The organism is Thermodesulfitimonas sp., from assembly GCF_052743955.1.
This window is the reverse complement of record NZ_JBRAIN010000004.1, coordinates 1-26,716: the sequence shown is the minus strand read 5'-3', so window position 1 is coordinate 26,716 and position 26,716 is coordinate 1. Positions and strand designations below refer to the sequence as shown.

Annotated in this window: 22 protein-coding genes and 1 riboswitch; of the genes, 20 read left to right on the top strand and 2 right to left on the bottom strand. The window is 58.1% G+C overall.

The annotated features are described in order from the left end of the window. Window positions 1–135: 135 nt before the first annotated feature. From ftsE to ACUVTA_RS00775, 20 genes are all read left to right on the top strand, one after another. On the top strand, window positions 136–822 hold the full coding sequence (gene ftsE, locus ACUVTA_RS00870) for a cell division ATP-binding protein FtsE (protein WP_445951093.1): 687 nt from the start codon (window positions 136–138) through the stop codon (window positions 820–822). Then, window positions 812–1,702 carry a permease-like cell division protein FtsX gene (gene ftsX, locus ACUVTA_RS00865; protein WP_445951092.1) on the top strand — a complete coding sequence of 297 codons (891 nt, stop codon included), beginning with the start codon at window positions 812–814 and terminating at the stop codon, window positions 1,700–1,702. The genes ftsE and ftsX overlap by 11 nt, the downstream gene beginning before the upstream one ends. A 24-nt stretch (window positions 1,703–1,726) precedes the next feature. Beyond that, window positions 1,727–2,848, top strand: a complete 1,122-nt coding sequence (locus ACUVTA_RS00860) for a murein hydrolase activator EnvC family protein (RefSeq protein WP_445951091.1) — start codon at window positions 1,727–1,729, stop codon at window positions 2,846–2,848. 36 nt (window positions 2,849–2,884) lie between these two features. Continuing rightward, a complete protein-coding gene (locus ACUVTA_RS00855; RefSeq protein WP_445951090.1) occupies window positions 2,885–3,031 on the top strand; it encodes a hypothetical protein in 147 nt (48 codons plus the stop codon). After that, window positions 2,998–4,158, top strand: a complete 1,161-nt coding sequence (locus ACUVTA_RS00850) for a S41 family peptidase (protein WP_445951089.1) — start codon at window positions 2,998–3,000, stop codon at window positions 4,156–4,158. Before ACUVTA_RS00855 ends, ACUVTA_RS00850 begins: the two co-directional genes overlap by 34 nt. A 45-nt stretch (window positions 4,159–4,203) precedes the next feature. Continuing rightward, entirely contained in the window at window positions 4,204–4,431 is a 228-nt protein-coding gene (locus ACUVTA_RS00845) for a CooT family nickel-binding protein (RefSeq protein WP_445951088.1), read from the top strand. 73 nt (window positions 4,432–4,504) lie between these two features. Further along, window positions 4,505–5,131, top strand: a complete 627-nt coding sequence (locus tag ACUVTA_RS00840) for a uracil-DNA glycosylase (RefSeq protein ID WP_445951087.1) — start codon at window positions 4,505–4,507, stop codon at window positions 5,129–5,131. Between the two features lie 486 nt (window positions 5,132–5,617). Further along, entirely contained in the window at window positions 5,618–5,983 is a 366-nt protein-coding gene (locus ACUVTA_RS00835) for a hypothetical protein (RefSeq protein ID WP_445951086.1), read from the top strand. Further along, window positions 5,980–6,150 (top strand): hypothetical protein, encoded by a 171-nt coding sequence (locus ACUVTA_RS00830; protein ID WP_445951085.1) that lies wholly within the window; start codon window positions 5,980–5,982, stop codon window positions 6,148–6,150. The genes ACUVTA_RS00835 and ACUVTA_RS00830 overlap by 4 nt, the downstream gene beginning before the upstream one ends. 46 nt (window positions 6,151–6,196) lie before the next feature. After that, complete coding sequence (locus ACUVTA_RS00825) at window positions 6,197–6,577, top strand: hypothetical protein (RefSeq protein ID WP_445951084.1); 381 nt, start codon at window positions 6,197–6,199, stop codon at window positions 6,575–6,577. A 117-nt stretch (window positions 6,578–6,694) separates the two neighbouring features. After that, window positions 6,695–6,910: riboswitch (cyclic di-AMP (ydaO/yuaA leader) on the top strand. Window positions 6,911–6,987: 77 nt separating this feature from the next. After that, complete coding sequence (locus tag ACUVTA_RS00820) at window positions 6,988–9,210, top strand: bifunctional alpha,alpha-trehalose-phosphate synthase (UDP-forming)/trehalose-phosphatase (RefSeq protein WP_445951102.1); 2,223 nt, start codon at window positions 6,988–6,990, stop codon at window positions 9,208–9,210. A gap of 137 nt (window positions 9,211–9,347) precedes the next feature. Then, window positions 9,348–11,387, top strand: a complete 2,040-nt coding sequence (gene uvrB / locus ACUVTA_RS00815; RefSeq protein WP_445951083.1) for an excinuclease ABC subunit UvrB — start codon at window positions 9,348–9,350, stop codon at window positions 11,385–11,387. A gap of 5 nt (window positions 11,388–11,392) precedes the next feature. Further along, a complete protein-coding gene (gene uvrA, locus ACUVTA_RS00810; RefSeq protein ID WP_445951101.1) occupies window positions 11,393–14,236 on the top strand; it encodes an excinuclease ABC subunit UvrA in 2,844 nt (947 codons plus the stop codon). A gap of 18 nt (window positions 14,237–14,254) precedes the next feature. Further along, on the top strand, window positions 14,255–16,108 hold the full coding sequence (uvrC, locus tag ACUVTA_RS00805; protein ID WP_445951082.1) for an excinuclease ABC subunit UvrC: 1,854 nt from the start codon (window positions 14,255–14,257) through the stop codon (window positions 16,106–16,108). Further along, window positions 16,105–16,938 carry a Cof-type HAD-IIB family hydrolase gene (locus ACUVTA_RS00800; RefSeq protein WP_445951081.1) on the top strand — a complete coding sequence of 278 codons (834 nt, stop codon included), beginning with the start codon at window positions 16,105–16,107 and terminating at the stop codon, window positions 16,936–16,938. Before uvrC ends, ACUVTA_RS00800 begins: the two co-directional genes overlap by 4 nt. Then, window positions 16,935–17,897, top strand: a complete 963-nt coding sequence (locus tag ACUVTA_RS00795; protein WP_445951080.1) for an ROK family protein — start codon at window positions 16,935–16,937, stop codon at window positions 17,895–17,897. Before ACUVTA_RS00800 ends, ACUVTA_RS00795 begins: the two co-directional genes overlap by 4 nt. A gap of 14 nt (window positions 17,898–17,911) precedes the next feature. Then, complete coding sequence (locus ACUVTA_RS00790; protein WP_445951079.1) at window positions 17,912–19,882, top strand: amylo-alpha-1,6-glucosidase; 1,971 nt, start codon at window positions 17,912–17,914, stop codon at window positions 19,880–19,882. 1 nt (window position 19,883) lies between these two features. After that, the gene (locus ACUVTA_RS00785; RefSeq protein ID WP_445951078.1) at window positions 19,884–20,945 is read left to right on the top strand and encodes a bifunctional phosphoglucose/phosphomannose isomerase; all 1,062 of its coding nucleotides are present in this window, start codon (window positions 19,884–19,886) and stop codon (window positions 20,943–20,945) included. Between the two features lie 67 nt (window positions 20,946–21,012). Beyond that, on the top strand, window positions 21,013–21,879 hold the full coding sequence (gene rapZ / locus ACUVTA_RS00780) for an RNase adapter RapZ (protein ID WP_445951077.1): 867 nt from the start codon (window positions 21,013–21,015) through the stop codon (window positions 21,877–21,879). Between the two features lie 108 nt (window positions 21,880–21,987). Continuing rightward, window positions 21,988–23,169, top strand: a complete 1,182-nt coding sequence (locus ACUVTA_RS00775) for a phosphopentomutase (protein ID WP_445951076.1) — start codon at window positions 21,988–21,990, stop codon at window positions 23,167–23,169. On the opposite strand, the gene ACUVTA_RS00770 is transcribed toward ACUVTA_RS00775, so the two are convergent. Then, a complete protein-coding gene (locus ACUVTA_RS00770) occupies window positions 23,166–24,485 on the bottom strand; it encodes an ABC transporter ATP-binding protein (RefSeq protein WP_445951075.1) in 1,320 nt (439 codons plus the stop codon). The genes ACUVTA_RS00775 and ACUVTA_RS00770 overlap by 4 nt on opposite strands. 12 nt (window positions 24,486–24,497) lie before the next feature. Then, window positions 24,498–26,165, bottom strand: coding sequence for an ABC transporter permease (locus tag ACUVTA_RS00765; protein WP_445951100.1), 1,668 nt, complete (start codon window positions 26,163–26,165; stop codon window positions 24,498–24,500). Window positions 26,166–26,716 lie beyond the last annotated feature (551 nt).

The following is a 26,716-nucleotide window of genomic DNA, read 5'->3' as shown; positions in this document are numbered from 1 at the left end:
TGTTGTCCGGAGACAAAATAAAATTTACTTTTTTTCCGTTTTTTAGAGGATTTCTCGGGAGATTGTCGAATCTAAAAAAACGTTGCCGTTTGGCCGATTAACTATAAAAGAATTTATACTTCAGGGTGGTTGGCGGTGATACGTTTTTACAACGTAACCAAGATTTACCCAAACGGTGCTAAGGCATTGGTGGACGTTACGTTCACCCTCAACCGGGGGGAATTCGTCTTCGTGGTAGGACCGAGCGGTGCGGGGAAGACCACCCTCGCCAAGCTCATCTACCGGGAAGAGCTGCCTACCCGGGGGCAGGTGATCTTCAACGGGAAAAACATTGCGCGGTTGCGGCCCCGGGAGGTTTCGCTGCTGCGCCGGCAGGTCGGGATGGTTTTTCAGGATTTTCGCCTCTTGCCGCGGAAAACGGTTTTTGAGAATGTAGCCTTGGCGCTGGAGATTACCGGCCACCCTTGGCGGGAGATTAAGAAACGGGTCCCGGAGGTTCTGGCCCGGGTTGGGCTTCTGAGTAAGGCGAACTCTTTCCCGCACCAGCTTTCCGGCGGAGAGCAACAGCGGGTATGCTTGGCGCGGGCGCTCGTTAACCGGCCCTCTCTGGTAATCGCGGACGAGCCGACTGGTAACCTGGATGCAGAGAACGCGCGGGAACTAATCCGCCTTCTTCTCGAAATCAACCGGGACGGCACGACGGTCCTGATGGCTACGCACGCGCTCGATATCGTCAACGTTCTCCAGAAGCGCGTGATCGCCCTGGACGAAGGCCGCCTGGTAGAATACGCGATGCAGGAGAGTTGCCGGTATGGCACTTAGGATCCTCTGGCGCTGGTGGCGGGAAGCTTTCGTTTCGCTTTTCCGCAACGGCTGGCTGGCGGCTTCGGCTACGGGAATGGTTCTGGTTTCGCTCTTTCTCCTCGGCTTTGTTTCCCTTTTCGCACTTAACGCGGCCCATTTTTCGCGTCTGGTCGAAAACCAGGTCGAGGTCGCTGTTTTTCTGCAGGACGACCTTGCTCCTGACTTTGTCCGGCAGCTCGGGCGGGAGCTCCGACAGATTAAGGGCGTAGCGCGGGTTACCTTTGTTTCTAAAGAAGAGGCGCTCGCCAAGCTGAAACGCGATCTGGGCGATAAGAGCGGCCTTTTGAGCGGGTTAGAGGAACGAAACCCGCTACCCGATTCCTTCCGGCTGCGACCGGCGGATGCGGCGGCGGTGCCTCTGATCGCCAAGGAGGCGGCGGCCCTTCCGGGGGTGGAGAAGGTACGTTACGGTGAGGGGGTTGTAGAAAAACTCGTAAAGATTACTAATTCGGTGCGTATTGCCGCCCTCGCTCTGGTGGCTCTTTTCGGTCTGGCTGCCATCTTCCTGATTGTAACCACTATCCGGCTCTCTATTTTATCGCGTCAAGAGGAAGTTGGCATCATGAAGCTTCTCGGGGCGACTAACTGGTTTATTCGGGGTCCCTTTATTCTGGAAGGACTGATCATCGGGTCAACTGGGGCCTTGCTGGCGACCGCTATCCTTTACTGGGGCTACACCTCGCTTGTGAGCCAGATAGAGCAGGCGGCCCTGATCTTTTTCCAGCCGGTTACCGAGAAGGCGGTGTTGCTGCCTGTTTTCGGCGCCATTTTCGCGGCGGGTTTACTCCTCGGGGCGTTATCGAGCGCTCTTTCGGTCCACCGTTTTCTTAGTGCTTAAAGACGAAAAGGAGGATAGAGGGGCTTGCGTTTCTGCCGGCGGACAGTTGCGGTAGTAGTGGTTTTGGCGCTGCTTTTCGGCTTCTGGTCGGCGGCCTGGGGGCAGAGTCTTGAAGAGAAACTCCAGGAAACAAGGCAGAAGATAAACCAGAAACGCCAACTAGTTAAGCGGACTAAGCGAACCATTCAAGCCTTTACCGAAGAGATTGCCGCTCTGGACCGGTCCATCGAAGTGAAAACCCGCGAGATAGAGGCGCTCACGGTAAGGCTTAAGGAAACCGAGGCGGAATTGGCCAGGGCCGAGGAAGAACTAGCGGCGGCGGAAGCGCGTCTTCAAGAAACGGAAGCGCAGTTTCGGCAACGCCTCCGCGATATTTATACGGAAGGAAGTGTAGGCTACCTCGATTTTCTCCTCGGAGCTACGGATTTTAATGATTTCATCTCGCGGGCCGAGTTTTTAAAGCATATCCTTGCCTACGACGCGGCGCTGGTAAACGAAATGACCACCCGGCGGGCCGCAGTGACGGAGTACAGGAACCGGGTGGCCCAGCGCCGTGACCTGCTCGCTTCCCTCCGCTCTCAGGAACAGGCAGCTCAAGCCGAATTGCTCGCCCGCCAGGATGAAAAGGAGTCCCTCCTCTCCCGGGCGCAGTACGACCTGGAACGATTTGAAGCGGAGCTCGACGCTCTAGAGGCGCACGAGCGCGAAATTCTGCGCCAGATCGCTATTGAACGGGCTAGAAGGGCCAAACGGGCCGCGGGAGCGCTTCAGTGGCCGGTTCCGAGTTCGGGGGTTATCTCTTCGGGCTTCGGAAACCGGATGCACCCGATACTCCACGTAGTCCGGTTTCACTCGGGGATCGATATTCCGACGCGTTACGGCGCTGCGGTGGTGGCGGCCCAGGACGGCACCGTTATTTACGTAGGGACGCTGCGGGGTTACGGCAACGTGGTTATGATTGACCACGGCGGGGGCTTGACCACCCTGTACGCGCACCTGGCGTCCTCCTATGTTGGCGAAGGCCAGGAGGTAAAGCGCGGGGAAACAATAGCTGCCGTCGGCAGCACGGGGCTTTCTACGGGGCCGCACCTCCACTTTGAGGTGCGGGTGAACGGCGCGCCGGAGAACCCGTTAAATTATCTCTAGGCTGTTGGCTATCTTGGCTATGGACGGGGTCGGCTGTTGTTTGCGCGGCCACTGGATGCTTCTGCTGGTGGTCTTTTTATCGTCCGGAGCTATATTATTTATGGTGTAATAGGGCAGGTTGCTGCTAAAAAGGCTACGGGAGTGAAAAAGTGCGGCTTTCACGTCCGGGACGCTTCTGGTTAGTTACTTTTCTTACCGCGCTCTTCATTGTTGGCTGTCTGGTAGGCGCGGCGGTCATGGCCCTTGGCTACCGCCAGGTAGGAAACCTTCTTGAGGTTATCACCATCATTCGCTCCGACTACCTGCACGAGGTAAGCGCACGCCGCTTGGTAGAGGGTGCGGCAAAGGGAATTGTAGGGGCCCTAGGTGATCCATATTCGGTATACCTTGAACCGGAAACCTTCAAACACCTTCAGGAACAGATTCGGGGTTCATTTGGAGGCTTGGGCATCCTTGTGGGGATGAAAGACGAACGCTTAACCGTTATCAAGCCTTTCCCGGATACGCCTGCCGGCCGGGCAGGAGTTAAGCCGGGCGACGTTATCGTAAAGATCGGTGGGCGCCCGACCACGGGTCTGGACCTCGAAACCGCGGTAAGCCTGATGCGGGGACCGGTTGGTACGCCGGTTACCCTCACGCTAATGCGTCCGGGAAGGGGACCACTAACCCTAACGCTTGAGCGGGAAGAGATCACGGTCCCGACGGTGGAAGGGAAACTCCTCCCCGGCAGCATTGGTTATCTGGCTATCAGTCAATTTAGCGAACGAACGCCGGCGGAGGTGCACCAGGTCCTCGGTGAGCTGCGGGCGAAGGGTATGCGGGCACTCATTCTTGATTTGCGGGACAATCCCGGCGGAGAGCTACAAGCGGCAGTGCGGGTAGCGGACTATTTTGTACCTCCCGGGCCGGTGGTCCATGTTGATTACCGCAACGATAAGGACGAGGTTTACAGCGCGAGCGGTCCGCGGCTGGGGTTACCCTTGGTAGTACTGGTGAACGAAAACAGCGCCAGCGCGGCGGAGATTGTGGCAGCGGCCATCAAAGAGACGGGCAGCGGTAAAATCGTGGGTACCCGGACTTTTGGCAAGGGGGTTGTGCAGTCGGTTTACCCGCTCAAGAACGGAGCCGGATTGAAGCTCACTACGGCCCGCTACCTGACGCCGTGGAAGCACGACATCAACGGGAGGGGTGTAGAGCCGGACGTGAAGGTGGAACAGCTGGCGAACGGGGAGGACCGGCAACTTGCGGTTGCCCAGGAGATTTTACGGGAGCAAAGTGGTAGCGCACCGCAAGTAAGGAAAAGCGGTTGATAGCTTAAGCTGTTGACAACCTGACGCTGGGCCGCCTATAATTTTATGTCGAAAATTATTACCGGAATAGGAGTGGGGTTAAAAATGTGCGAGGCTAACGCTTACCTACGCAAAGGCGATAAAGAGGAACTGGTCCTGGAAATGGTCGATAAGGTGGTGCCTTACGAGGACGGCCTGCTTCTCGAGGATATTTACGGCCGGCGGAAGATCATCAAGGCGAAGATTAAGGAACTGGCCCTGGTAGACCATAAGATCATCCTCGAAAGAGAGTAACGTACCTAACAGAGGTTTTTAGCCTGTGACGCGGGCTTTTCTTTTACCGCTTTGGGGTGAGGAGTCGAGAAAAGTGAAGGGAGTAAAGGAAAGCCTGCAACTCACCTTTGAGGACCTGATCGGCCCGCAGACCCTCGAGGAACTAAAAAAGAGTGTGGCCGAGTGTCAGAAGTGTGGTCTTGCCGCCGGGCGAACGAACGTGGTTTTCGGGGAGGGAAACCCTTTCGCCCTCCTGATGCTCATAGGAGAAGGCCCAGGGGCAGACGAAGACCGTTTGGGGCGGCCTTTTGTCGGCGCGGCAGGGCAACTGCTCGATAGGATCTTGGCTGCTTGCGGCATCACCCGGGAAGAGGTGTACATCGCCAATATCGTCAAGTGCCGCCCGCCTGGCAACCGGGTGCCGTTGAAGGAGGAGGCGGAGGCTTGTCTGCCTTATTTGCGGCGGCAGATTGAGCTCATTCGGCCGCGGTTGATCGTGCTCCTCGGCTCAACTGCCCTTCACTATTTAATTGGCGGGGGAACAGGAATTACTAAAATGCGCGGACAGTGGCTGGGGCCGCTTTTCGGCGCTATGGTGATGCCTACCTACCACCCGGCGGCGCTGCTGCGTGACCCTTCGAAGAAGCGTCCGGTCTGGGAAGATTTTCAAAAAGTGTGGGACGCTTATTTTGCTTTTAAGAAAGGCGCCGGACTTTCTTGAATGGACTGGTGTGGAGCGGGTTAAGGGGCGGGGGGCGGCTTCCAGGCGGTAACGCCTTCCCGGCGGGCAACCTTTAAAAGGGCAATCAGCCGTCGCTCGAGGGTGCCGATATTGAAGATGATCCAGTCGATAAAGTCCGGTTCCGAAAAATCGAGTTGCCGGTAACCAAGCTTGAGCAGGGCAAGCGTTTCGTAGAATTCTATCAGGATGGGCGAAGGCCCTTCTTTTTGCGGTCTAACCAGGCAAGGCGCACCCTATCACTTCCTTAATTTTTGCGGTAACGCAAGCCTTCCCTTTCGCCTAAATCTCCTTGTGTCTATAACTTTTTAAGGCGCCGAAAACAGGTCAGTAAATTTTTATGTTGCGGGCGGTGCTTATAGCACTCGCGGCCGCAAAATCTTTCCATCTTAGCCCGGCGGAGAATTTGCGGCACCACCGGGTAAGCTAATCTTAGCCAGGGGTCTTTTCGCCACGGGGTGAGGGGGTATGTTTCGCAGGCGTCTTATAGGTACGCTGGCGATAGTGCTGTTAGTCCTGATTGTGGCCGGGGGATGCCCGCGGAAGGTACCGCGCAAACCTGTTTTGCCGTTAAAAATCGGGCTGTGCGTCGCCGATGCGACACGGGACGGGAATATGATCATCAGACAGGTGATCCAGGGAAAGGCGCGCGCCGAAAGGGTTAGGATCATCTTCGCCGACGCGCAAAACGATCCAGCACGACAGGAGCGAGAGCTCGAACGGCTGGTGAAAAAAGAGCGGGTAAAGGCGGCTGGTACCCGATGCGCCGTTAGATGCCTATATCGCTTCCGACCACGCGCGGGCGGGGGAACTTTTAGGGCGCTTTGTGGTTGAAAGCTTGCCGGGCGGCGGCGCCCCTGCTGGCGCGGGTGCTGGACCGTTACGGCAACGCGGTGGACGCCGTGGCGGCTGCCGACAGCCGCTTCGCGGTGGCCACCGTGGAAGTGCTCCGGGCACGGGGCTTGGTCGGGCGCGTAGTGACGGGCCGGAGTGGGGGCTGACCGCCGGGCAACAGACCTTATGAGCGCCGGGTAGCACGATGCCGAAGTGGACGTGCAGCCCGAGATGCTCGGGACGGCGACGCTGCGGGCGGCGGTGGACCTGGTGCGGCGCGGGGAGTGGGCGTACGAGACGCGCATCGCGACCGGGGATTTTAGCGTTCCGGCACAGATTGTCCCTGTTCGGCTCATTCGGCCGGCAAACCTTTACCTGCTTACGGAACGGTGGCGAAAGTACGGCGGCGGGGGCAGTTCAGGCAAGAGTTCACCGCGCGGCGGGCGTGGCAGGGCCGGTGGTGGGAAAGGAGCCGGCCAGGGCGGCAAAAAGGGCGCGGAAAGGAAAACCCGGCTGCGCGTCACCACGCAGGACGGCCGCACAGTGGAAATCGATGTCCCAGGTGAGGTGAAGAAGATCGAGACGGTGAAGTAAATCGCTCTTAGTTTTTTATCGGGGATTTAAAGCTACGTTTGCCGGTGCCGGCTTGAGGGTCCTCGGGAAGCCCTTGCCCTAGGGGAGCAAGTTTGGTATACTTTACTATAAATAATAAAAGAAGCGGCGCTGAATTCTCTTCGGAGAAGCGGGGGACCCATTTATTTTGGGGTGAATCCTGGTACTCGATCCGTGCTAACTTTCCGGGCCTTGTGCGGGCACTTTATTTTGCAGCGAAGGCGGATTGGTTAACGGAGAACTTTGAGTGTCGGGTAGGGTTAGCTTTCGACCCGAACCCGTCAGCTAACCTCGCAAGCGTGGAAAGCTGGCCTTGCTAGGAGGGAAGTAGGGTATTGCTTTTTACGCTCTGGAAGAGGATTCTGGAGCGTTTTAGTTTTATTTGCCAGGTGATGGGCAATGATAGTAAACCATGGAGCGGTGCCACAGTGGGCAGATTATTAATCATTTCCAATAGGTTACCGGTGACTGTGCTCCAGAAGAAGGGCGGCTATCGCTTTTTCCCCAGTATTGGCGGCCTAGCCACGGGGCTAAAGGCGCTTCAGCGGTCGTGGGAGAGCCTCTGGATCGGCTGGCCGGGGGAAACCCAGGGCGAAGAGGCGCGCGCGGAGCTGCGGGCGCGCCTGCTGACAGAATTTAACTGCCACCCGGTATTCCTTTCTTCCGCCGATGTAGAAGCGTATTACGGGGGTTTCAGTAACCGCACGATATGGCCGCTTTTTCATTACTTTCCCGCTTACACTACTTACGATGAGGGGTACTGGCAGGCCTACGCACGAGTGAACCGGGTTTTCTGCCGGGAGATACTCCGGGTAGCAAGGCCCGACGATACCATCTGGGTGCACGATTACCATCTGATGCTTCTTCCGAAGCTGCTTCGGGAGAAGCTCCCGGACGCGGCGATCGGTTTTTTTCTGCACATCCCTTTCCCGTCATTTGAACTCTTCCGCCTTCTCCCGTGGCGGCGGGATATTTTAGAAGGCTTGCTGGGTGCTGACCTGGTGGGCTTCCATACCTACGATTACGCCCGGCACTTCTTAAGCAGCGTCCTGCACATCTTGGGCTACGACCATAAATTAGGGGAAATCATCACCCGGGAACACGCAGTGAAAGTTGATTCCTTTCCTATGGGGATAGATTACGAACGATTCTCCGGAGCCACAGCATTGCCTGCCGTGCGAAGAAAGATAAAGCTGTTGCGGCAGCAATTGGGGGATACAAAGGTGGTTCTTTCTATTGACCGGTTAGACTACACCAAGGGCATCCCCCAGCGGCTGGAAGCTTTTGCTTTTTTTCTGCAAAAGTATCCGGAGTGGCGCGGCAGGGTAACCCTGCTTTTAGTGACCGCGCCTTCGCGGGTAAGCCTTGACCAGTACCGCCTGTTGAGAAAGCAGGTAGACGAGCTTGTCGGGCGGGTCAACGGGGAGTACGGGAGCGTCGGCTGGACGCCCATCCGCTACCTTAACCGCACCTTAACCTTCCATCCACTGGTGGCAATGTATGCGGTGGCCGACGTGGCGCTGGTCACGCCCCTACGGGACGGGATGAACCTAATCGCGAAAGAATATATCGCTACCCGCCGGGACGGGAAAGGTGTGCTGATCATCAGCGAGATGGCCGGGGCGGCGAGTGAGTTGGGCGAGGCGCTGGTGATAAACCCCAATAACAAGGCAGAAGTCGCGGAAGCGCTGAATTTGGCGCTGCAGATGCCGGAAGAAGAGCAGGTGGCCCGCAACAGAGTGATGCAGGAGCGGTTAAAACGGTGGAATGTGGTCTGCTGGGCGGAGAAATTTATTGAAAAATTGGCGGAGGTAAAGGAACGCCAGGAAGCGTTTTTGGTGAAGCGCCTGCGGCAGGTAAACAAAGAGCGCCTAGTGCGGGACTATGCGGCGGCTAAGCGCCGGCTGTTGCTGCTCGATTACGATGGGACGCTCACCAATTTTTTCGGCCGGCCGGAGGAGGCCAAGCCGGACAAAGAACTTCTGGTCCTGCTTGCGCGGGTAGCCGCTGTTTCCGGGAACGAAGTCGTTCTTATAAGCGGCCGGGACAAGGAGACTTTGGAGGACTGGTTTGGGGACTTAGGGATCGGCCTGATCGCCGAGCACGGCGCGTGGATCAGGGAGCAGGAGAAGGAGTGGGAGATGAGCGAACCGCTGACCAACGAGTGGAAAGAGGCGATCCGGCCAGTACTCGAGTTGTACGTTGACCGGACCCCCGGCGCCTTTGTCGAAGAAAAGGAGTTTGCGCTCGTCTTTCACTACCGCAAGGCCGAACCGGAATTGGGCACGCTGCGGGCGCGGGAACTGGTAAACCACCTGCTCAACCTTACCGCCAACCTGCACCTCCAAGTGTTAGAAGGAAACAAGGTGGTCGAGGTAAAAAACGCGGGAATTAATAAAGGCAGAGCGGCGCTGCGCTGGATTGGCCGCGCGGCGTGGGATTTCATCCTTGCTGCGGGGGACGACCGTACTGATGAGGACCTCTTCGCCGCTCTTCCGGAGGCGGCCTACTCGGTAAAGGTGGGGCTGGGCCCCTCGCGGGCCAAGTTTAACCTTCCTTCGCCCAAGGAGGTGCTATCGTTGTTAAAGGAGCTGGAAAGCGAGGCGAAACGCTAGCCCAGATACTTAGCTGGTTCAAGCGGTTGTTTGGATATCGAGATGGGGAAATAGTTAGTGCGGTACCCCTTCGAAGGGGGTTTTATTTTCTGTGGTATAATCTATTCGTGGAAGAACACGGGTGTGAGCGTGATAGGTTGAGCACTTTTAAACTGCATTCGCCCTTTGCGCCGGCGGGGGACCAGCCACAGGCGATTGAAAAGCTCGTGGCGGGGCTGGAAAAAGGTTACCGGATGCAGACGCTTTTGGGTGTGACCGGCTCCGGGAAGACCTTTACGATGGCGAATGTGATCGCGCGGGTGGGGCGGCCGACCCTAGTGCTGGCGCCGAACAAGACGTTGGCGGCGCAGCTCTGCAGCGAGTTCAAAGAGTTTTTTCCGGAAAACGCGGTAGAGTACTTCGTCAGCTACTACGACTACTACCAGCCGGAAGCCTACCTGCCGCAAGCCGATCTCTACATTGAAAAGGATTCGCTCATCAACGACGAGATCGACAAGCTCAGGCACGCGGCCACGGCGGCGGTATTAGAGCGGCGCGACGTGATCATCGTAGCGAGTGTCTCCTGCATCTACAGCCTTGGCAACCCGGTTGATTACGCGGCGCAAGTAGTCTCTTTGCGGCGCGGGGAAAGCTACGACCGGGACGCGGTGCTGCGGAAGTTAGTCCAGATTCGCTACGAGCGCAACGACATTAATTTTACGCGCGGAAAGTTCCGGGTGCGGGGCGACGTGATAGATGTCTTCCCAGCGGCAGAGTCGGAACGGGCGGTGCGGGTGGAGTTTTTCGGCGATGAGGTGGAGCGGATCTTAGAGTTCGACCCGCTCACGGGGGATGTGCTCGGCGAGCGCTACCACGTCTCTTTCTTCCCGGCGACCCACTACGTTACGGCAGCGGACCGCTGGGAGGCGATCCTGGCAGCGATTGAGGAAGAGCTGGCGGCGCGGGTGGCCTGGTTCGAGGCGCGGGGCAAGCTCCTGGAGGCGCAGCGCCTTACCCAACGGACGCGCTTCGACCTGGAGATGCTGCGGGAGGTCGGCTACTGCAAGGGAATCGAAAACTACTCGCGCTACCTGACCGGCCGGGCGCCCGGCGAGCCGCCCTACACGCTTTTGGACTATTTTCCGCGGGATTTTTTGATTTTTATTGACGAATCGCACGTGGCGGTCCCGCAGCTCCACGGGATGTACGAGGGGGACCGCGCGCGAAAGGAAGCGCTGGTAGAGCACGGTTTCCGGTTACCTTCGGCTTTTGACAACCGGCCGCTCAAGTTCGACGAGTTTATCGCCCGGGTGAACCAGGTAATCTTCGTTTCGGCAACGCCTGGGGATTACGAGTTGCAGCACAGCGCGCAGGTGGTGGAGCAGATCGTGCGGCCGACAGGGTTGGTAGACCCGCCGCTTGAGGTGCGGCCGACGCAGGGGCAGATAGATGACCTTTTAGGGGAAATCCGTACCCGTGCGGCGCGGGGCGAGCGAGTGTTGGTGACGACGCTGACGAAGCGGATGGCGGAGGATTTGGCCGACTACCTGCGCGAAGCCGGCATTAAGGTACGCTACCTCCACTCGGATATTGATACCTTAGAGCGGATGGCGATCATCCGGGACCTGCGGCTGGGTGCTTTCGATGTCCTGGTGGGGATTAACCTGTTGCGCGAAGGGCTCGACCTCCCGGAGGTGAGCTTAGTCGCCATCCTGGACGCCGACAAGGAAGGATACCTGCGTTCGGAGCGGTCGCTGATCCAGACTGCCGGACGGGCGGCCCGGAACGTCAACGGCCTGGTGGTCCTTTACGCCGATACGGTGACCGGCTCGATGCAGCGGGCGATCACGGAAACGGAGCGGCGGCGGCAGGTGCAACTCGCTTATAACCGCGCGCACGGCATTACCCCGCGGACGGTGCAGAAGCCGGTGCGGGACGTGATCGAGGCGACAAAGGTCGCTGAGGAAAAGGGCGTTTATACGCTGCGGCCGCGGGAGATGACGGTGGCCCAGCTACGGCAGCTGGCGAAGGCCTACGAGAAGCAGATGCGCGAGGCGGCGAAACAGTTAGAGTTCGAATTGGCGGCGCAGTTACGCGACGTGCTGTTGGAGTTGCGGGCGGAATTAGCGGCGCGGGAAAGCACCGGCGAAAAAAGGATGAAGGGCGAGGGTGGAAGGATGAAGGTGGTAGAGCGGTGAAAGCGATGCAGGACGCCATTATTGTCAGGGGAGCGCGGGTGCACAATCTCAAGAACATCACGGTGAGCATCCCCCGAAATAAGCTTACGGTGATCACGGGGCTTTCGGGATCGGGGAAGTCTTCGCTCGCTTTCGATACCATCTACGCAGAAGGGCAGCGGCGCTACGTGGAGTCGCTGTCCGCTTACGCGCGCCAGTTCCTCGGCCAAATGGACAAACCGGACGTGGACGGCATCGAGGGGCTTTCCCCGGCCATCTCCATCGACCAGAAATCGACCAGCCACAACCCGCGTTCGACCGTGGGCACGGTGACGGAGATTTACGACTACCTGCGGCTCCTCTTTGCGCGGATCGGCCAGCCCCACTGCCCCCAGTGTGGCCTGCCGATCAGGCAGCAGGCGGTTTCCCAGATGGTGGACCGGCTACTTGCCTTGCCGGAGGGGACCCGGGTCTACATTTTGGCGCCTGTTATCCGGGGCAAGAAAGGCGAGCACGCCCGCGTTTTAGAGGAGGCGCACCGGCAAGGTTTCGTGCGGGCGCGGGTGGACGGGACGATCTACGAGCTGGGCGAAGGGGAAATCCACCTGGACAAAAACAAAAAGCATAACATTGAAATCGTGGTGGACCGTGTGGTAATTAAGCCGGATATCGCTTCCCGGCTGGCCGACTCTTTGGAAACGGCGCTCGAGCTTGCCGACGGGCTGGCGGTTGCGGCGGTCGTGGATGGTGAGGAAATCCTTTTCAGCAGCAAGTTTGCCTGTCCGGATTGTGGGATCAGCCTGCCCGAACTTTCGCCGCGCCTCTTTTCGTTTAACAGCCCTTACGGCGCTTGCCCGGCCTGCACGGGACTGGGCGCGCTTCTCGAGGTTGACCCGGAACTGGTGGTCGAGCCGGGGAAAACTTTGGAGGAAGGGGCTGTTGCGGGTTGGTCCTATTACAGCAGCCAGTTTTATCTTCTGGAAGGGCTTGCCCGCCACTACGGTTTTCCGCTCGACATCCCCTACGAACGCCTTGCTCCCGAACACCAAGCGGTTATCCTTTACGGCACAGGCGGGGAACGCGTGCGTTTTGTTTACCGCGATTTGGCGGGGCGGCGCCGGGAGTACGCGGCGCCCTTTGACGGCGTCATTGGCTACCTCACCAAGCGCTACCAGGAAACCACTTCCGATTACGTGAAGGCGGAGATCGAGCGGATGATGCGGCCGCGCCTCTGCAAAGCTTGCGGCGGTACCAGGCTCAGGCCCGAGGCCCTGGCGGTAAAAGTGGGCGGAAAGGCGATCCACGCGGTGACGGCGCTTTCGGTCAGCGAGGCGCTGACCTTTTTTGAGGAGTTACAGCTCGGGCCCCGGGAGGAGGCGATCGCCCGGCAGGTTTTGAAGGAGATCAAGGCGCGGCTTGGTTTCCTGGTCAATGTGGGGCTCGACTACCTCACCCTAGACCGGGCGGCTAATACCCTTTCTGGAGGAGAAGCGCAGCGGATTCGCCTGGCCACGCAGATCGGCTCCGGGCTGATGGGAGTGATTTACATCCTCGACGAGCCGAGCATCGGGCTCCACCCCCGGGACCAGTCGCGGTTGCTCGCCATGCTGAAGCGCCTGCGCGATTTGGGTAACACGGTAATCGTTGTGGAACACGATACGGAGACCATTCTGAATGCCGACTACGTGATTGACATCGGGCCTGGCGCGGGCGCGCACGGAGGGACAGTTGTGGCGGCAGGCCCGCCCACGGAAATTATGCGCCACCCGGCTTCGCTCACCGGGCAGTATTTAAGCGGGCGCAAGGCGATTCCGGTGCGGTCCCGCCGGCGGCCGACCGGGCGGTGGCTGAAGGTAATTGGGGCGGCAGCGCACAACCTGAAGGAGATTGACGTGGCCTTTCCAGTTGGTCTTTTTGTTTGCGTTACCGGTGTTTCGGGTTCAGGGAAGAGCACGCTGGTAAACGATATTCTCTACCGGGCGTTGGCCCGTGAGTTGCACGGGGCGCGGGAGTTGCCGGGTGCCTACCGGCGCCTTGAGGGGCTGGAACACGTCGATAAGGTAATCAACGTGGACCAGTCGCCAATCGGCCGGACGCCGCGTTCGAATCCGGCTACCTACACGGGGGTCTTAACCGACATCCGCGAGCTTTTCGCGTTGCTGCCGGAGGCACGGGTGCGGGGTTACAAACCCGGGCGGTTCAGCTTCAATGTTCCGGGCGGCCGGTGTGAAGCCTGCCGGGGCGACGGGATTGTAAAAATCGAGATGCACTTTTTACCGGATGTTTATATTCCGTGCGAAGTATGTAAAGGGCAGCGCTATAACCGGGAGACCCTCGCGGTGAAATTCCGCGGCAAGAGCATCGCTGAGGTGCTCGACATGACAGTGGACGAGGCCCTTGAATTTTTCGCCGCTTTCCCCAAAATCTACCGGCGGCTCAAGACCTTGCAGGACGTGGGCTTGGGTTACATCAAACTTGGCCAGCCGGCGACCACCCTTTCCGGGGGTGAGGCGCAGCGGATGAAATTAGCTGCGGAACTCTCCCGGCGCGCAACCGGGCGGACGGTTTACATCCTTGATGAACCGACGACGGGACTCCACTTTGCCGATATTGCGAAGCTGCTCGATGTGCTCCACCGCCTGGTGGATGCAGGGAATACGGTGATCGTGATCGAACATAATTTGGACGTGATTAAAACTGCGGACTACATCATTGATTTGGGACCAGAAGGCGGGGCGCGCGGCGGCCGGGTGGTGGCTGCCGGGACGCCGGAGGAAGTAGCGGCGGTACCGGAGTCTTATACCGGGCGGTATTTAGCCCGCGTCTTGGGCGGGAAAGTGGCTGAGTTGGCTGCGGGAAATGTAGTATGAAGGAGCGCGTGCGTGGGGATGGAAGAACTGATAGAAAAGGTTAACAAGCTTCCCGAAGAGCCGGGCGTCTACCTTTTTAAAGACGATGCAGGGCAGGTCCTCTATGTAGGGAAGGCAGTCTCGCTCAGGCACCGGGTGCGGTCTTATTTTCAGGGGAACCAGTCACCCAAAGTTTTAGCGCTAATAGAAAAGGCGCGTGACCTCGCGTACATTGTTACCGCTAACGAGGTGGAGGCGCTCGTTCTCGAGGCTAACCTTATTAAGCAGCACCGGCCCCGCTACAATGTGGTGCTGAAAGATGATAAGACTTATCCTTACATCAAGGTCATAGTAGCGGAGGAGTTCCCCCGGGTGCTCTTCGCCCGACGGCGGAGCAAGGACGGGGCGCGCTACTTCGGACCGTACACCCGGTCGGGGGCAGTTTACGAGACTTTGCGCTTTCTCCGGACGCTCTTTCCTTTCCGCTCCTGCAAAGGAGCCGTTCCAGCACGAAGCCGGCCCTGCCTCAACTATCATATCCGGCGCTGCCCGGGCCCTTGCACGGGTTCTGCCGACCCGGAGAAGTACCGGCAGGGGATCGAGGCGCTCTGCCTTTTCCTCGAGGGGCGTTACAGTGCGGTGAAGCGCCATCTCGAGGAGGAGATGCGGGCGGCAGCGGAACGGCTTGAGTTTGAACGGGCGGCGGTGCTCCGGGACCGGCTCCGGGCGCTCGAGGTTATCCTTGCCCGACAGCGGGTGGTTTCTGCGAAGGGCGAAGACCTCGACGTGGTGGCCCTGGCGCGGGGAAGTGAGCAGGCGGTTGCGGCGGTACTCCAAGTCCGGGAAGGGCGTCTCATTGCCCAAGAGCAATTCGAGCTTAGTGGAGCCGCTGGGCAGAGCGACGCAGCAGTGCTATCCGGGTTTTTGAAGCAGTATTACAGCGGGATTTCGGCTTCTTTCCCGCGTGAGGTAATCCTGCCCGCCGATTTGGGTGAGGAAGCGCCGGCGATTTGTGCTTACCTTGCAGAACGGGTAGGGAAGAAAGTGCGGCTCACTGTGCCCCAGCGGGGAAGGAAGAAAGAACTGTTGGCCCTGGCGAGGAAAAACGCGGCGGTGGCGCTCGCCGAAGTAGAGGTAGAGGTGGCGGCGGGCGAAGAGACGCTCCACGAATTGGCGGCGGCACTGGCGCTCGCGAAGCTGCCGCAGCGGATTGAGGGTTACGATGCCTCTTCGCTTCAGGGCGCGGCACCGGTGGCGGTGATGGTGGTCTTCAAAGAGGGCCGACCCTTCAAGAGCGGCTACCGCCGGTTTGCGGTGGCGCCGGTCGGGAAACCCGACGATTACGGGGCGTTGCGGGAGGCCCTGCGGCGGCGCTTTGCCAGGGCGCGGGAGGAAGAAGAGGCGATCGCCTCCGGCCAGTTGGCGCCCCGGGGGGCGAAGTTCTGGCCGCTTCCCGACCTTGTTCTGGTTGACGGCGGTCCGGCGCAGGCAGCGGTGGCGCGCGCAGTTTTGGCAGAATTCGGCTACGACCATATTCCCGTCTTCGGATTGGCTAAAGAGAATGAGTGGCTTTACCGGCCAGGTGAGAGCACGCCAATAATCCTGCCGCGTGAAAGCGCTGCGCTGCGGCTGCTGCAACGGGTTCGGGATGAAGCCCACCGGTTCGCCGTTACCTTTCACCGCAAGCGCCGGGCCACTGGTTTGCGGTCGGTGCTGGAGGAGATCGAAGGGATCGGGCCAGCCCGGCGGCGGGCGCTTTTAAAGAGTTTCCCGTCGCTTGAGGCGCTCAGGGCTGCTGGTTTGGAGGAACTCAGCCAGGTACCGGGAATGAACCGGAAGGCCGCCCGCGCCGTTTACGAGTACCTTCAGCGATACTGCGGGGGAGAGAATTGAGCGGGATTAAACTGGTTGCTGTGGATCTGGACGATACCTTACTTGACTCGCGGCTCACGGTCTCACCCCGGGTAAAACGGACTGTCGCGCAGGCTACGGCGCGGGGCACGGCGGTGGTAATTGCGACCGGACGGATGTTCCGTGCTGCCGTTCCGTATGCTGGGGAGCTTGGGCTTAAGACTCCGCTCATCACCTACCAGGGGGCGCTCGTAAAGGAGCCCCACACGGGGCGGGAGTTTTTCCACCGGCCCGTGCCGCTCGAGTTGGCGCGCGACGTGGTCGCTTACCTTTTGCCCACCGGTTTTCACCTCCAAGTTTACGTTGACGATACTCTCTACATGGCCGAACTCACGCCCGACGGCGAACGCTACGCCCGCCTCTCGCGCGTTGAGCCGCGGGTGGTGGGGGATCTGCTCGCCTTTCTTTGGGAACCACCGACCAAAGTATTGATGGTGGCACCGGAGCCGGAAATTGACCGGCTGCTGCCGGAACTGCGCGCCCGTTACGGCGGGGCGCTGCACATCGGGAAGTCTAAACCTTACTTCCTCGAGTTTTCCCACCCGGAGGCGACGAAGGGTAAGGCGCTGGCGCGTGTGGCCCAGGAGCTCGGTGTCGCCCGCGAGGCGGTAATGGCTATTGGTGATAGTTATAACGACCTTTCGATGCTCGAATTTGCGGGGGTAGGGGTAGTAGTAGGAAACGCCCGGCCAGAGATCAAAGCCTGTGCGACCTACGTGACTGCGACCAACGACGCAGACGGCGTGGCGCTTGCCATTGAGCGTTGGGTTTTGGGGGAGGAGCACGCAGAGCTTAAGGAGGGGCGAGGATGACCGAATATATCGTGGGGGTGGATCTCGGTGGGACCAAGATCCGGACGGCCCTCGCCACGCTCGACGGGGAAGTGCGGGCGGAGGTCGAGGTTCCCACCGGCGCCACGGCAGGGTATACCCGGGTGATAGAGCAGATCGCGGGTACAATAGAGGAAGTGAGGCAGCAAGCTGGTTTTTCTGGTAAGCCCTTGCGGGTGGGTTTGGGCGCGCCGGGGCCGCTCGACCCCCAAAAAGGAAAAGGGATTGTCCACGTAGCGCCTAACCTCGGCTGGCGAAACGTGCCCCTGGCTGCTGATCTCGCGGCGCTTGTTGGCGCGCCGGTTTTGCTCGAAAATGACGCTAATTTGGCGGCGGTCGGCGAGTTCGCTTACGGGGCGGGGAAGGGCGTTCAAGATATGGTCTATATCACCGTGAGCACCGGTATCGGCGGCGGGTTAATCCTCGGCGGGCGTCTCTACCGGGGCGCGGGCTACGGTGCGGGGGAGATTGGGCACATCACGCTTTTGCCCGACGGCCCGCTTTGCTCCTGCGGTAACCGCGGGTGTCTCGAGGCGCTCGCTTCTGGAACGGCGGTGGCGCGGCAGGCCCGGGAACTGATCGGTAGGGGAGGGGGACGCGGCATCCTGACGCTTGCGGGTGGCGTGCCAGAGACGGTGACGGCGAAAATGGTAGCCGAGGCGGCGTGCCAGGGCGATGGTGAGGCTAAAGCACTCTTCGCTGAAGCGGCGCGGTGGCTCGGAATCGGGATAGCAGCAGTGGTTAACCTGTTAAACCCGGCGGTTGTGGTTTTGGGCGGCGGGATGATGAAAAGCGCGGCCCTTTTCTGGGGAAAACTTGAGGAAGAGGTGACGGCGCGGACTCTTCCCGGGACCCGCGAAGTGTTGCGGCTTAAAGTTGCCGAACTCGGCGGCCGTTCAGGGGTACTCGGTGCTGTGGCTTACGCTTTGCGGCCAGAGTAACGGAGGGGAAACGGGTGCACTTCGGGTTGGAAGTGTGGCGCACGTTCGAACGGGGCTGCGAGCGGGAGTGGTTCGTGACCAACGGGCTTGGTGGCTTCGCCGCGGGGACGCTCATCGGGGCTAATACGCGGCGCTACCACGGGTTGCTGATCGCGGCGCTCAACCCCCCGGTCCGCCGCTTTTTATTGCTGGCTAAGCTCGACGAACGGATTGAAGCGGGGGGCGTTTTCTACAACCTGGCGACTAACTACACTGCCGGCGGGGTGACGGAAAGCGGCTTTGTCCACCTCGTCCAGGTGCGGCTTTGCCCGTTCCCCGAGTTCTTTTACTGCTGCGGCCACATCCGGTTGCGAAAGCTTATCTTTATGCCTCACGGTCAGAACGCCACGGTAATCCTCTACCGGGTGACTAACGGTGGCCCCCCGGCCCGCCTCTGGCTTTTACCCCTGGTAAATTACCGCGATTACCACGGGAACAGCTACAAGGGCCAGATAAGCTTTCACCAGGAGCCCGTTGCGGGCGGGGTAAGGATTAGCGGTCCGGACGGCTTACCGCCGCTTTTGCTCCGGATTAGCGATGGTGAGTTTTTTGCTGCGCCTGACTGGTTCTACGGGATGCGTTACCCAGAAGAAGAGGCGCGGGGCCTCAACCCTTGGGAGGACCACTATCAGCCCGGACGCTTTATGGTTGAGCTTCCTGCGGCGAGCGAAAAGGTTTTCGCCGTGGTTGCCGCAGCGGGGCCGGGGCCCAGGCCGGAGGAGGCGGAAGCACTGCTCGCGGCGGCGCGGGAGCGGCTGGCGGAACTGGAGGAAGCGGTGGGCTTTGCCGACTCCTTTGCCCGCGCTCTGGTGCGGGCGGCGGACGCCTTTTTGGTGCGAAGGGCGACTACCAGAACGGCCACCATCATTGCCGGTTACCCCTGGTTTACCGACTGGGGCCGGGACACGATGATCGCGCTGCCGGGCATAACCCTTGTTACCGGGCGGTTTCAGGAGGCCCGGGAGATCCTGGAGCTTTTCGGTTCCTACCTGCGGGATGGTCTGTTGCCTAACTACTTTCCCGACGATGGGGGAGAGCCGCTTTATAATACCGTTGATGCGGCGCTCTGGTATTGCCAAGCGGTTTACAAGTATTTTCAATACACCCGGGACGAAGATTTCGTCGTTAAAGTAGCGTTGCCCGTAATGCGGGAAATTGTTGCCCGTTATGCTGGGGGGACCCGTTACGGGATTGTCATGGACGCTGACGGGTTGCTCAGGGCAGGTAACCCGGATATTCAGGTTACCTGGATGGATGCAAAAGTGGGGGACTGGGTGGTGACGCCCCGGCACGGGAAGGCGGTGGAGATAAACGCGCTCTGGTACAACGCCGCCTGCATCTTGGAAAAGTTCCATGCCCGCTTTAAACTGCCCGACCTGCTTCCCGGACTGGCAGCCAAGATTCAAAAAGGGTTCCGCGCTTTCTGGCACCCGGAGGGGTACCTTTACGATGTTCTCCGGGAGGAGGAAAAAGAGGCGAAGATCCGGCCGAACCAGATTTTTGCCGTCAGTCTCCCTTTCTCACCGCTGAGCCAGGATGAGGCCGAAGCGGTGGTACGGCGGGTCGAAGCGGCGCTTTACACGCCTTACGGGCTACGGTCGTTATCCCCGCGCGACCCGGATTATAAGGGCCATTATGTTGGTGACCAGCGGCAGCGGGACGCCGCCTACCACCAGGGAACCGTTTGGAGCTGGCTTATCGGTCCCTTTGTCACCGCCTACCGCAAAGTTCACTGCTATTCGCCTGATAGCCAGGAACGGGCGCGGGCGTATCTGCTCCCTTTCCAAGACCACCTGGCCGACCACGGAATCGGGAGTATTTCGGAAATTTTTGACGGCAACTGGCCTCACCGGCCCCGCGGTTGCTTCGCTCAGGCTTGGAGTGTAGCAGAAGTACTGCGGGCCTACGCGGAGGAAGTGTTAGAAAAAAGGGTAGGGAGGGGATAGTTTGGTAGACCTAAACGATGTGGCGGCGCTCCGGGCGCTTGACAGCACCGGATTCTTTGGGGCGCTGGCCGGGCTAAGCGCGCAGTGCCGCCAGGCCTACGCGCTTGGGCGCGAAGCACGCGTGCCAGCGAGGGATGACCTGGCTACGGTGGTAGTCACGGGGCTCGGCGGCTCCGCTATCGGTGGCGACTTTTTGCGGGTTTACTGCCAAGAGCGCTTGCGCGTGCCCGTGACGGTGAACCGGGACTACACGCTGCCAGCTTTTGTCGGGAAGAGGACGCTCGTTTTCGCCGTGAGCTACTCCGGCAACACGGAGGAAACGCTGAGCGCCTACCAGCAGGCCCAGGAAAAGGGGGCAACGATTGTGGCGCTCACCTCCGGCGGAAAGCTTGCAGCGGTGGCGGCAGTGGACGGTGTGCCCGTGATTCGGGTGCCTGCGGGCTTAGCACCCCGCGCGGCGACGGGCTACCTCTTCATCCCGATGCTAGCTGTGCTAGAGGGCCTGGGGATGCTTGACGGCATAGAGGCCGAAGTTGAGGAGCTGGCGCGGGAACTGGCGCACTACGCTAGAGCTTATGGACTCGAGTCGCCGGTGGCGCAGAATCCTGCGAAGCAGCTGGCCCTCAACTTCAAGGGACGCCTCCCCATAATCTGGGGGGCGAGTGGGACCACGGAAGTCGTAGCCCAACGGTGGAAGGGGCAGATTAACGAGAATGCCAAGGCCCCTGCTTACTGGAATGTATTTCCAGAGCTCAACCACAACGAGATCGTTGGCTTCGAGGAGCCAGCGGCACTGCTTAAACAACTGTGGGTGGTAATCCTCCGGGACAAAGGCGATCACGTCCGGGTGAGCTACCGGATGGAAATTACCCGGCGGGTGATCGAGGGGAAGGTTGCGGGAGTGACCGAGGTCACCTCTACCAGTGAAGGAATGCTGGCCCGTTTTTATTCTTTAATTTATTTAGGGGACTGGACGAGCGTTTACCTGGCGGCGCTTTATGGCATTGACCCCGGTCCGGTAAAGGTTATAGACTACTTAAAAGGAGAGTTGGCCAAACGGTAATTTGAGCGTGTCAACCGCGCTAAACTTTGGCAATGAACGTTGAACTTATAGGAAAGAAGGTCTTCTTATGGCGCTTCCCAGGTTGGTAATCCTGACGGGCCTCTCGGGTGCTGGAAAAACCCAAGCGCTCCGGTGCCTGGAGGACCACCTCGGTTTTTTCTGCGTGGACAACCTCCCGCCGTCGCTCATACCTAAGTTCGCCGACCTCTGCGCGCGCGCAGCGGCACCGATCCAGCGCTTGGCACTGGTGGTGGATATTCGGGGCGGGGAGCTCTTTAAGGACGTTTTTGAGGTACTGGCGGAGCTCGACCGGGAAGCGATCTCTTACGAGATTATTTTCCTCGAGGCGTCTGACGAGGCGCTAGTACGGCGGTTTAAAGAGTCGCGGCGGCCGCACCCACTGGGCGGCGAACTGTTGGAAGCAATCCGGAAGGAGCGGGCTTGCCTCGAAGAGTTACGGGGGCGGGCCCACAAGGTAATCGACACCACCAACCTAACACCGCACCAGCTAAAAGAGCAGCTAATCTCCCTCTTCGGTAACGGTGAGTCTTTCCGGCGCTTCCGGATTACTTTACTTTCTTTCGGGTATAAGTACGGCATCCCCCTTGACGCCGACCTGGTCATCGATGTCCGCTTTCTCCCGAACCCGCATTACATCGCCCGGTTGCGGCCGCTGACCGGGGAAGACCAAGAGGTTAAGGACTACGTTCTCTCTTTCCCTGTTACCGCGGAGTTTTTAGCTAAGTTTACGAGCCTCATTGAGTTTCTTATCCCGCTCTATATGAACGAAGGGAAGAGCATGTTAACCATAGCGGTGGGTTGCACAGGGGGACGACACCGGTCGGTGGCTATCGCCAACCGCCTGACAGAGCTCCTTTCAGCGAAGGATTACCAGGCCACAGTGCGTCACCGGGACATGCAGCGGGATAGCTGATGAGTTAGTTGAAAAGATTTAAAGGCTACTGGGTAGGTTTAAATCAGAGACGCCGAAAGAGGAGAAAATAAAAAATGGCTACCGCATCGTTATCCAGAGGAATAAGCGATGAGTTTAATCCGTAAAGTAACAATCGTAGTTCTTGACGGCACTGGCATCGGCGCCCTGCCCGACGCGGGACGGTATGGAGACGAAGGGAGTAATACGCTCGGTAATCTGGCAGAAGCGGTTGGCGGGCTTAAAGTGCCGCACCTCCAGCAACTCGGTCTCGGTAACATCGGCCTGATAAAAGGCGTGCCGCCGGTAGCAAAGCCCGTGGCGGCCTGGGGCAAAATGGCCGAGCGGTCGCCGGGCAAGGATACCACCACCGGTCACTGGGAGATCGCCGGCGTGATTTTGGACCGCCCGTTTCCCGTTTACCCCAACGGTTTTCCGCCAGAAATCATCGCGGCTTTTGAAGAGCGTATCGGCCGCCGCGTTTTGGGAAACAAGCCCGCCTCAGGCACAGCCATCATCGAGGAACTGGGCGCCGAACATATGCGCACCGGCTACCCGATAGTCTATACCTCGGCCGATAGCGTCTTCCAGATCGCCGCCCACGAAGAAGTTATCCCCGTGGCGGAGCTCTACCGGATGTGCGAAATTGCCCGCTCCATCCTTATTGGCGAGCACGCTGTAGCCCGGGTAATCGCCCGTCCCTTTGTGGGCCAACCCGGTAATTTCCGGCGCACCGAACGCCGCCACGATTTTTCGCTCCCGCCGCCACGGCCGACCCTCCTTGAGGCCCTCACCGCGCGCGGTTATGCCGTTGTAGGTATCGGAAAGGTTTACGACATCTTCGCGGGCAAGGGAATAACGCAGAGCATCCCGGTGAAGAACAACGCGGAGAACATCCGGCACACCATCGAGGCGGTGCGGGAGATGGGTCCAGGAATCGTTTTTACCAACCTGGTCGATTTCGACACCCTTTACGGTCACCGTAATGACCCCGTGGGCTTCGCCCGGGCTCTCGAAGAGTTTGACGCGGCCCTGCCGGAGCTGATGGCCGCGGTGGCTCCCGACGGTGCCCTTTTTATCACCGCTGACCACGGCTGTGACCCGACTACGCCCAGTACCGACCACTCACGGGAATACGTGCCACTTTTGGTATGGGGGCTGCGACTGCGCCAAGGGAGTGCCCTTGGGGTGCGGGCTACCTTTGCCGACGTGGCGGCGACCATCGCGGCATTTTTCGGCTTCACCTGGGATGTAGGCGAGAGCTTCGCTGACCTGCTTGTACTCCTTTCTTAGATATTTTTTGCCCCTGCTTCTGGACCAGAGTTTGCGGTTAGAGAAGATTCAGTCTCCTCTAAGTAAAGATACTTGGAATCTTCATCATAACCAAAAAGCTCTGCGTAGCGTCCCCAATCGATTAGAATCTCCAGCTGAAGCCGCGCTTCTTCCGGACTAAAGTGCTGCTCCAGCACACTCAAGAAAAACTCCTGCGGCATGCGCCGGTTAGCCTTAGAAGAAAGCACGGAAACTATCCAGCGGATGCGCCGGACGTTTTGCATAATCTGCTCCCGAAAAATCTCCTTGCGCGCGAGTAAGGGGGCACTGGCAAAGCGCGCGCCTGGAGAGGTAAGTTCGATATCTCCTTCGTGGACACTTACAAGACCAGTAATTTCCGCTGCTTCGATGATAGGCAAAAGGTCTTCCAGGTCCATGCCAAACTTTTCTCCTATGGTATAAAGGTCTGCTTTTTCCCCTGCCTCCAGTAGGTATTCTACCAAGCCCGTTACGGCCCCTACCCGTGCTGTTGGTAGCCGTCGTGGCGGAAGAGGAGCGGCAGGGATAGGAGGTACCTTATGTCGGGTAAGAATGGTGTAAATTTCGTCCACTAAGGCAGTAAATCGAGGGTTTTTGCGGTCACGCCGGTAAGGTAGAGTTACCGCAACCTCAGCTATAACCCGTCCCGGATCTCGGGAAAGAACCAGAATACGGTCACAGAGAAAGACGGCCTCTTCGATATTATGAGTTACTAAAACGATAGCCTTGGTCGGGATATCTTTTTCTATCCAGAGTTTCAAAAGGTCGCGCCGCAGGTTTTCTGCGGTAAGCACGTCCAAAGCCGAGAAAGGTTCATCCATTAAGAGGACGTCTGGTTCCGCGATCAAAGCTCGGGCTATCCCTACGCGCTGGCGCATACCACCAGAAAGTTCTTTAGGATAAGCGTTCTCAAAACCATCGAGCCCTACCATATCGATAACCCGGAGGGCTTTTTCTCGACAGACCTCCCAGGAATAACCCCGGGCCATAAGAGGTAGATTTACATTTTGTAAGACGGTAAGCCAGGGGTAAAGAGCAAAACTTTGGAAAACCATGGCTACCCCTGGATTTACACCGTTTAGAGGACGCCCCTTATACAGGACTCTCCCTGATGAAGGTTTTACGAGCCCAGCCATGATACGGAGAAGGGTAGACTTACCAGAGCCGGATGGGCCCAGAATCCCCAAAAGCTCGCCTTGCCGTACGTCAAGCGAGACCTCTTCTATTACTACAGCTTCCCTACGTTCTCCGAGAGGATATCTTTGGGTAACACCTTCGAGCCGGATGATAGTTTCCATGATCCCCGCTCCTTATTCTATATGGTACTTGGCTTGGGCCAGGAGATAAAGCTGGCGCCAAAACAGACGGTTGATCGCTACTACGTAGAGGGACATTACCATAATTCCCCCTATGATAGCCGACCAACTTCCCTTTTGGGTGGCGGCGGTGATATAAGCTCCTAACCCGGTAGCTTGAAGCGTATGGTGGCCCCAAGTGACCACTTCGGCTATAATACTTGCATTCCACGCGCCCCCGGCTGCGGTTATACCACCCGTTACCAAGAAGGGAAAGATGCCTGGTAAGACAAAATAACGCCAAAGCTTCCATCCTTTCAGGCCAAGAACTGCAGCGGCTTCTTTAAGATCGTGAGGCAAGGAGTTTACACCGGCGATCACGTTAAAGAGGATATACCATTGGGTTCCCAGCATCATGAGCGGGATAGCCCCCCACTCCTGACTTACGCGGAGCCTTAGAAAAAGTAAACAAAAGAAGGGGAAGAACATATTGGCCGGAAAAGAAGCAGCGAAGGTGATAAAAGGTTGCCAACGTCTAGCTCTATCTGGGGCCCACCCTAAATAGACTCCTAACGGGAGCATAATCAAAATTCCTAAAATAACAGCCGCCATTACCCGTAAAAAGGTAAAGAGGCCCAGCCAAAGGAGATCTGCTATCCCCCCTAACCCCAGCTTTGAAACGAGCAGTAACCCACGATAACCGTAGAAAATACTGAAAAAGATAAGAAATACAAGCAATAAAACTCCTAAAAAAGAAAGGAGCCTTCTCTTCGCTCTGCCATCTTCTAATTCATTGGTGGCGAGCGCTAACTTTCCGCCAACTTTTAGCATTTGGTATTGTAAAGGTGCAAGAACGCGGCATTTAAGAGCCTGAAGGAGCATCGAACGTTGTAGTACCTTTAAAATCCAGGGAAGAGGCTCTGGCTGGTCCCCTGTATGCTCCATTTTGAAACGCCTGGTCCAAGCAACTATTGGCTGCCAGAAAAGCTGGTCTACCAGGACGATAGTCACCGCCATAGCTAAAATCGCCCAAACTAAGGCGGTAACGTCTTTGTGAAGAATGGCCGCGGCCATATAAGAGCCTATTCCTGGAAGGTAAATTTGTCGGTTTAGCACGCTTATCGCCTCGCTGGCCGAAAGAAAGAACCAGCCTCCGGCGAAAGACATCATTGCGTTATACGCTAACGGAATGGCAGAAAAAGGAAGTTCCACCTGCCAGAAGCGGTGCCACCAGCTAAGGCGAAAGATGGCGGCTGCCTCGCGGAGTTCTCGCGGGACAGTGCGGAGTGACTGGTAGAATTCAAAGGTTATATTCCAAGCTTGCGCCGTAAAAATGGCGAAGATTGAAGCTAATTCCGGCCCTATCATAGTAGAGGGAAAAAGTTTTACTAACCCAGTTAAGCTGGCAGAAAGAAAACCTAATACAGGAACTGCTTGGAGAATATCGAGCAAGGGTATCAGAACCTTTTCTGCTCTCTGGCTGTAAGCTGCCCAGTAGCCGTACATAAAGCTAAAAAGCAGAGAGGCACATAGGGCAATGAACATCCGTAACAGCGACCGTCCAATGTAGTAGGGGAGATGGGAGGGATTAGGATTAAGTGGCGTTTCGAGACGCAGGGGCCCCGTCATGCCCGCCCCTATTTGAATAAAGCCGTAGAGCAAAGCGAAAATGCTTAGAACCACCAGTACATCTATCACGCTCAAACGCCGGGTAACCAGCTTTATAGGCTGGCGCACACTGCCACGCTCCCTTAAAAATTTCTAGATGAAAACAAAAAGGCCGGCTTTCTTTGTGGATATAGAGTCGTTTTGCCTTACGATTCTACAGGTGGAGTAACTTTCAAACCGGCCCGTTTGTTATTCTATTTCATCTGGGCAATACTGTCAATCTGGGCCTTCTTTTAGACCACATCAACCTCTTATTTCACCTAGTCCTCACCTAGTCGGCGATCACCAGCACTTCGGGCACGTCCAGGTTCACGTCGCTGACGTAACGGGTGACTTCGGCCTTTAGTTGACATAAGACTTATTAGCGGAAGTATTTTGGAAAAAGTATTTCGCTGCTTGTTATCCCGCTGTAACCGGTAGTGTGGCGATGGAAGCCGATATTTCTTAGTCCCTTGGTTACGCTTTTGGCAGTTCCTTTCCCCGGCGACGGGCCAATTTTAAGGCTTGCCAGTAACCGTACAAACTGCCACCGGAATTGGCCCGCACCACGGCTAAGGCAGCCTTTG

Excerpts from the sequence above, each read along its gene's own strand:
- rapZ (WP_445951077.1), top strand. The coding sequence starts at position 21,013 with ATGGCGCTTCCCAGGTTGGTAATCCTGACGGGCCTCTCGGGTGCTGGA.
- ACUVTA_RS00820 (WP_445951102.1), top strand. The coding sequence starts at position 6,988 with ATGGGCAATGATAGTAAACCATGGAGCGGTGCCACAGTGGGCAGATTA.
- ACUVTA_RS00775 (WP_445951076.1), top strand. The coding sequence starts at position 21,988 with ATGAGTTTAATCCGTAAAGTAACAATCGTAGTTCTTGACGGCACTGGC.
- ACUVTA_RS00845 (WP_445951088.1), top strand. The coding sequence starts at position 4,204 with ATGTCGAAAATTATTACCGGAATAGGAGTGGGGTTAAAAATGTGCGAG.
- ftsX (WP_445951092.1), top strand. The coding sequence starts at position 812 with ATGGCACTTAGGATCCTCTGGCGCTGGTGGCGGGAAGCTTTCGTTTCG.
- uvrA (WP_445951101.1), top strand. The coding sequence starts at position 11,393 with ATGCAGGACGCCATTATTGTCAGGGGAGCGCGGGTGCACAATCTCAAG.
- ACUVTA_RS00795 (WP_445951080.1), top strand. The coding sequence starts at position 16,935 with ATGACCGAATATATCGTGGGGGTGGATCTCGGTGGGACCAAGATCCGG.
- ACUVTA_RS00770 (WP_445951075.1), bottom strand. The coding sequence starts at position 24,485 with ATGGAAACTATCATCCGGCTCGAAGGTGTTACCCAAAGATATCCTCTC.
- uvrC (WP_445951082.1), top strand. The coding sequence starts at position 14,255 with ATGGAAGAACTGATAGAAAAGGTTAACAAGCTTCCCGAAGAGCCGGGC.
- ACUVTA_RS00835 (WP_445951086.1), top strand. The coding sequence starts at position 5,618 with ATGTTTCGCAGGCGTCTTATAGGTACGCTGGCGATAGTGCTGTTAGTC.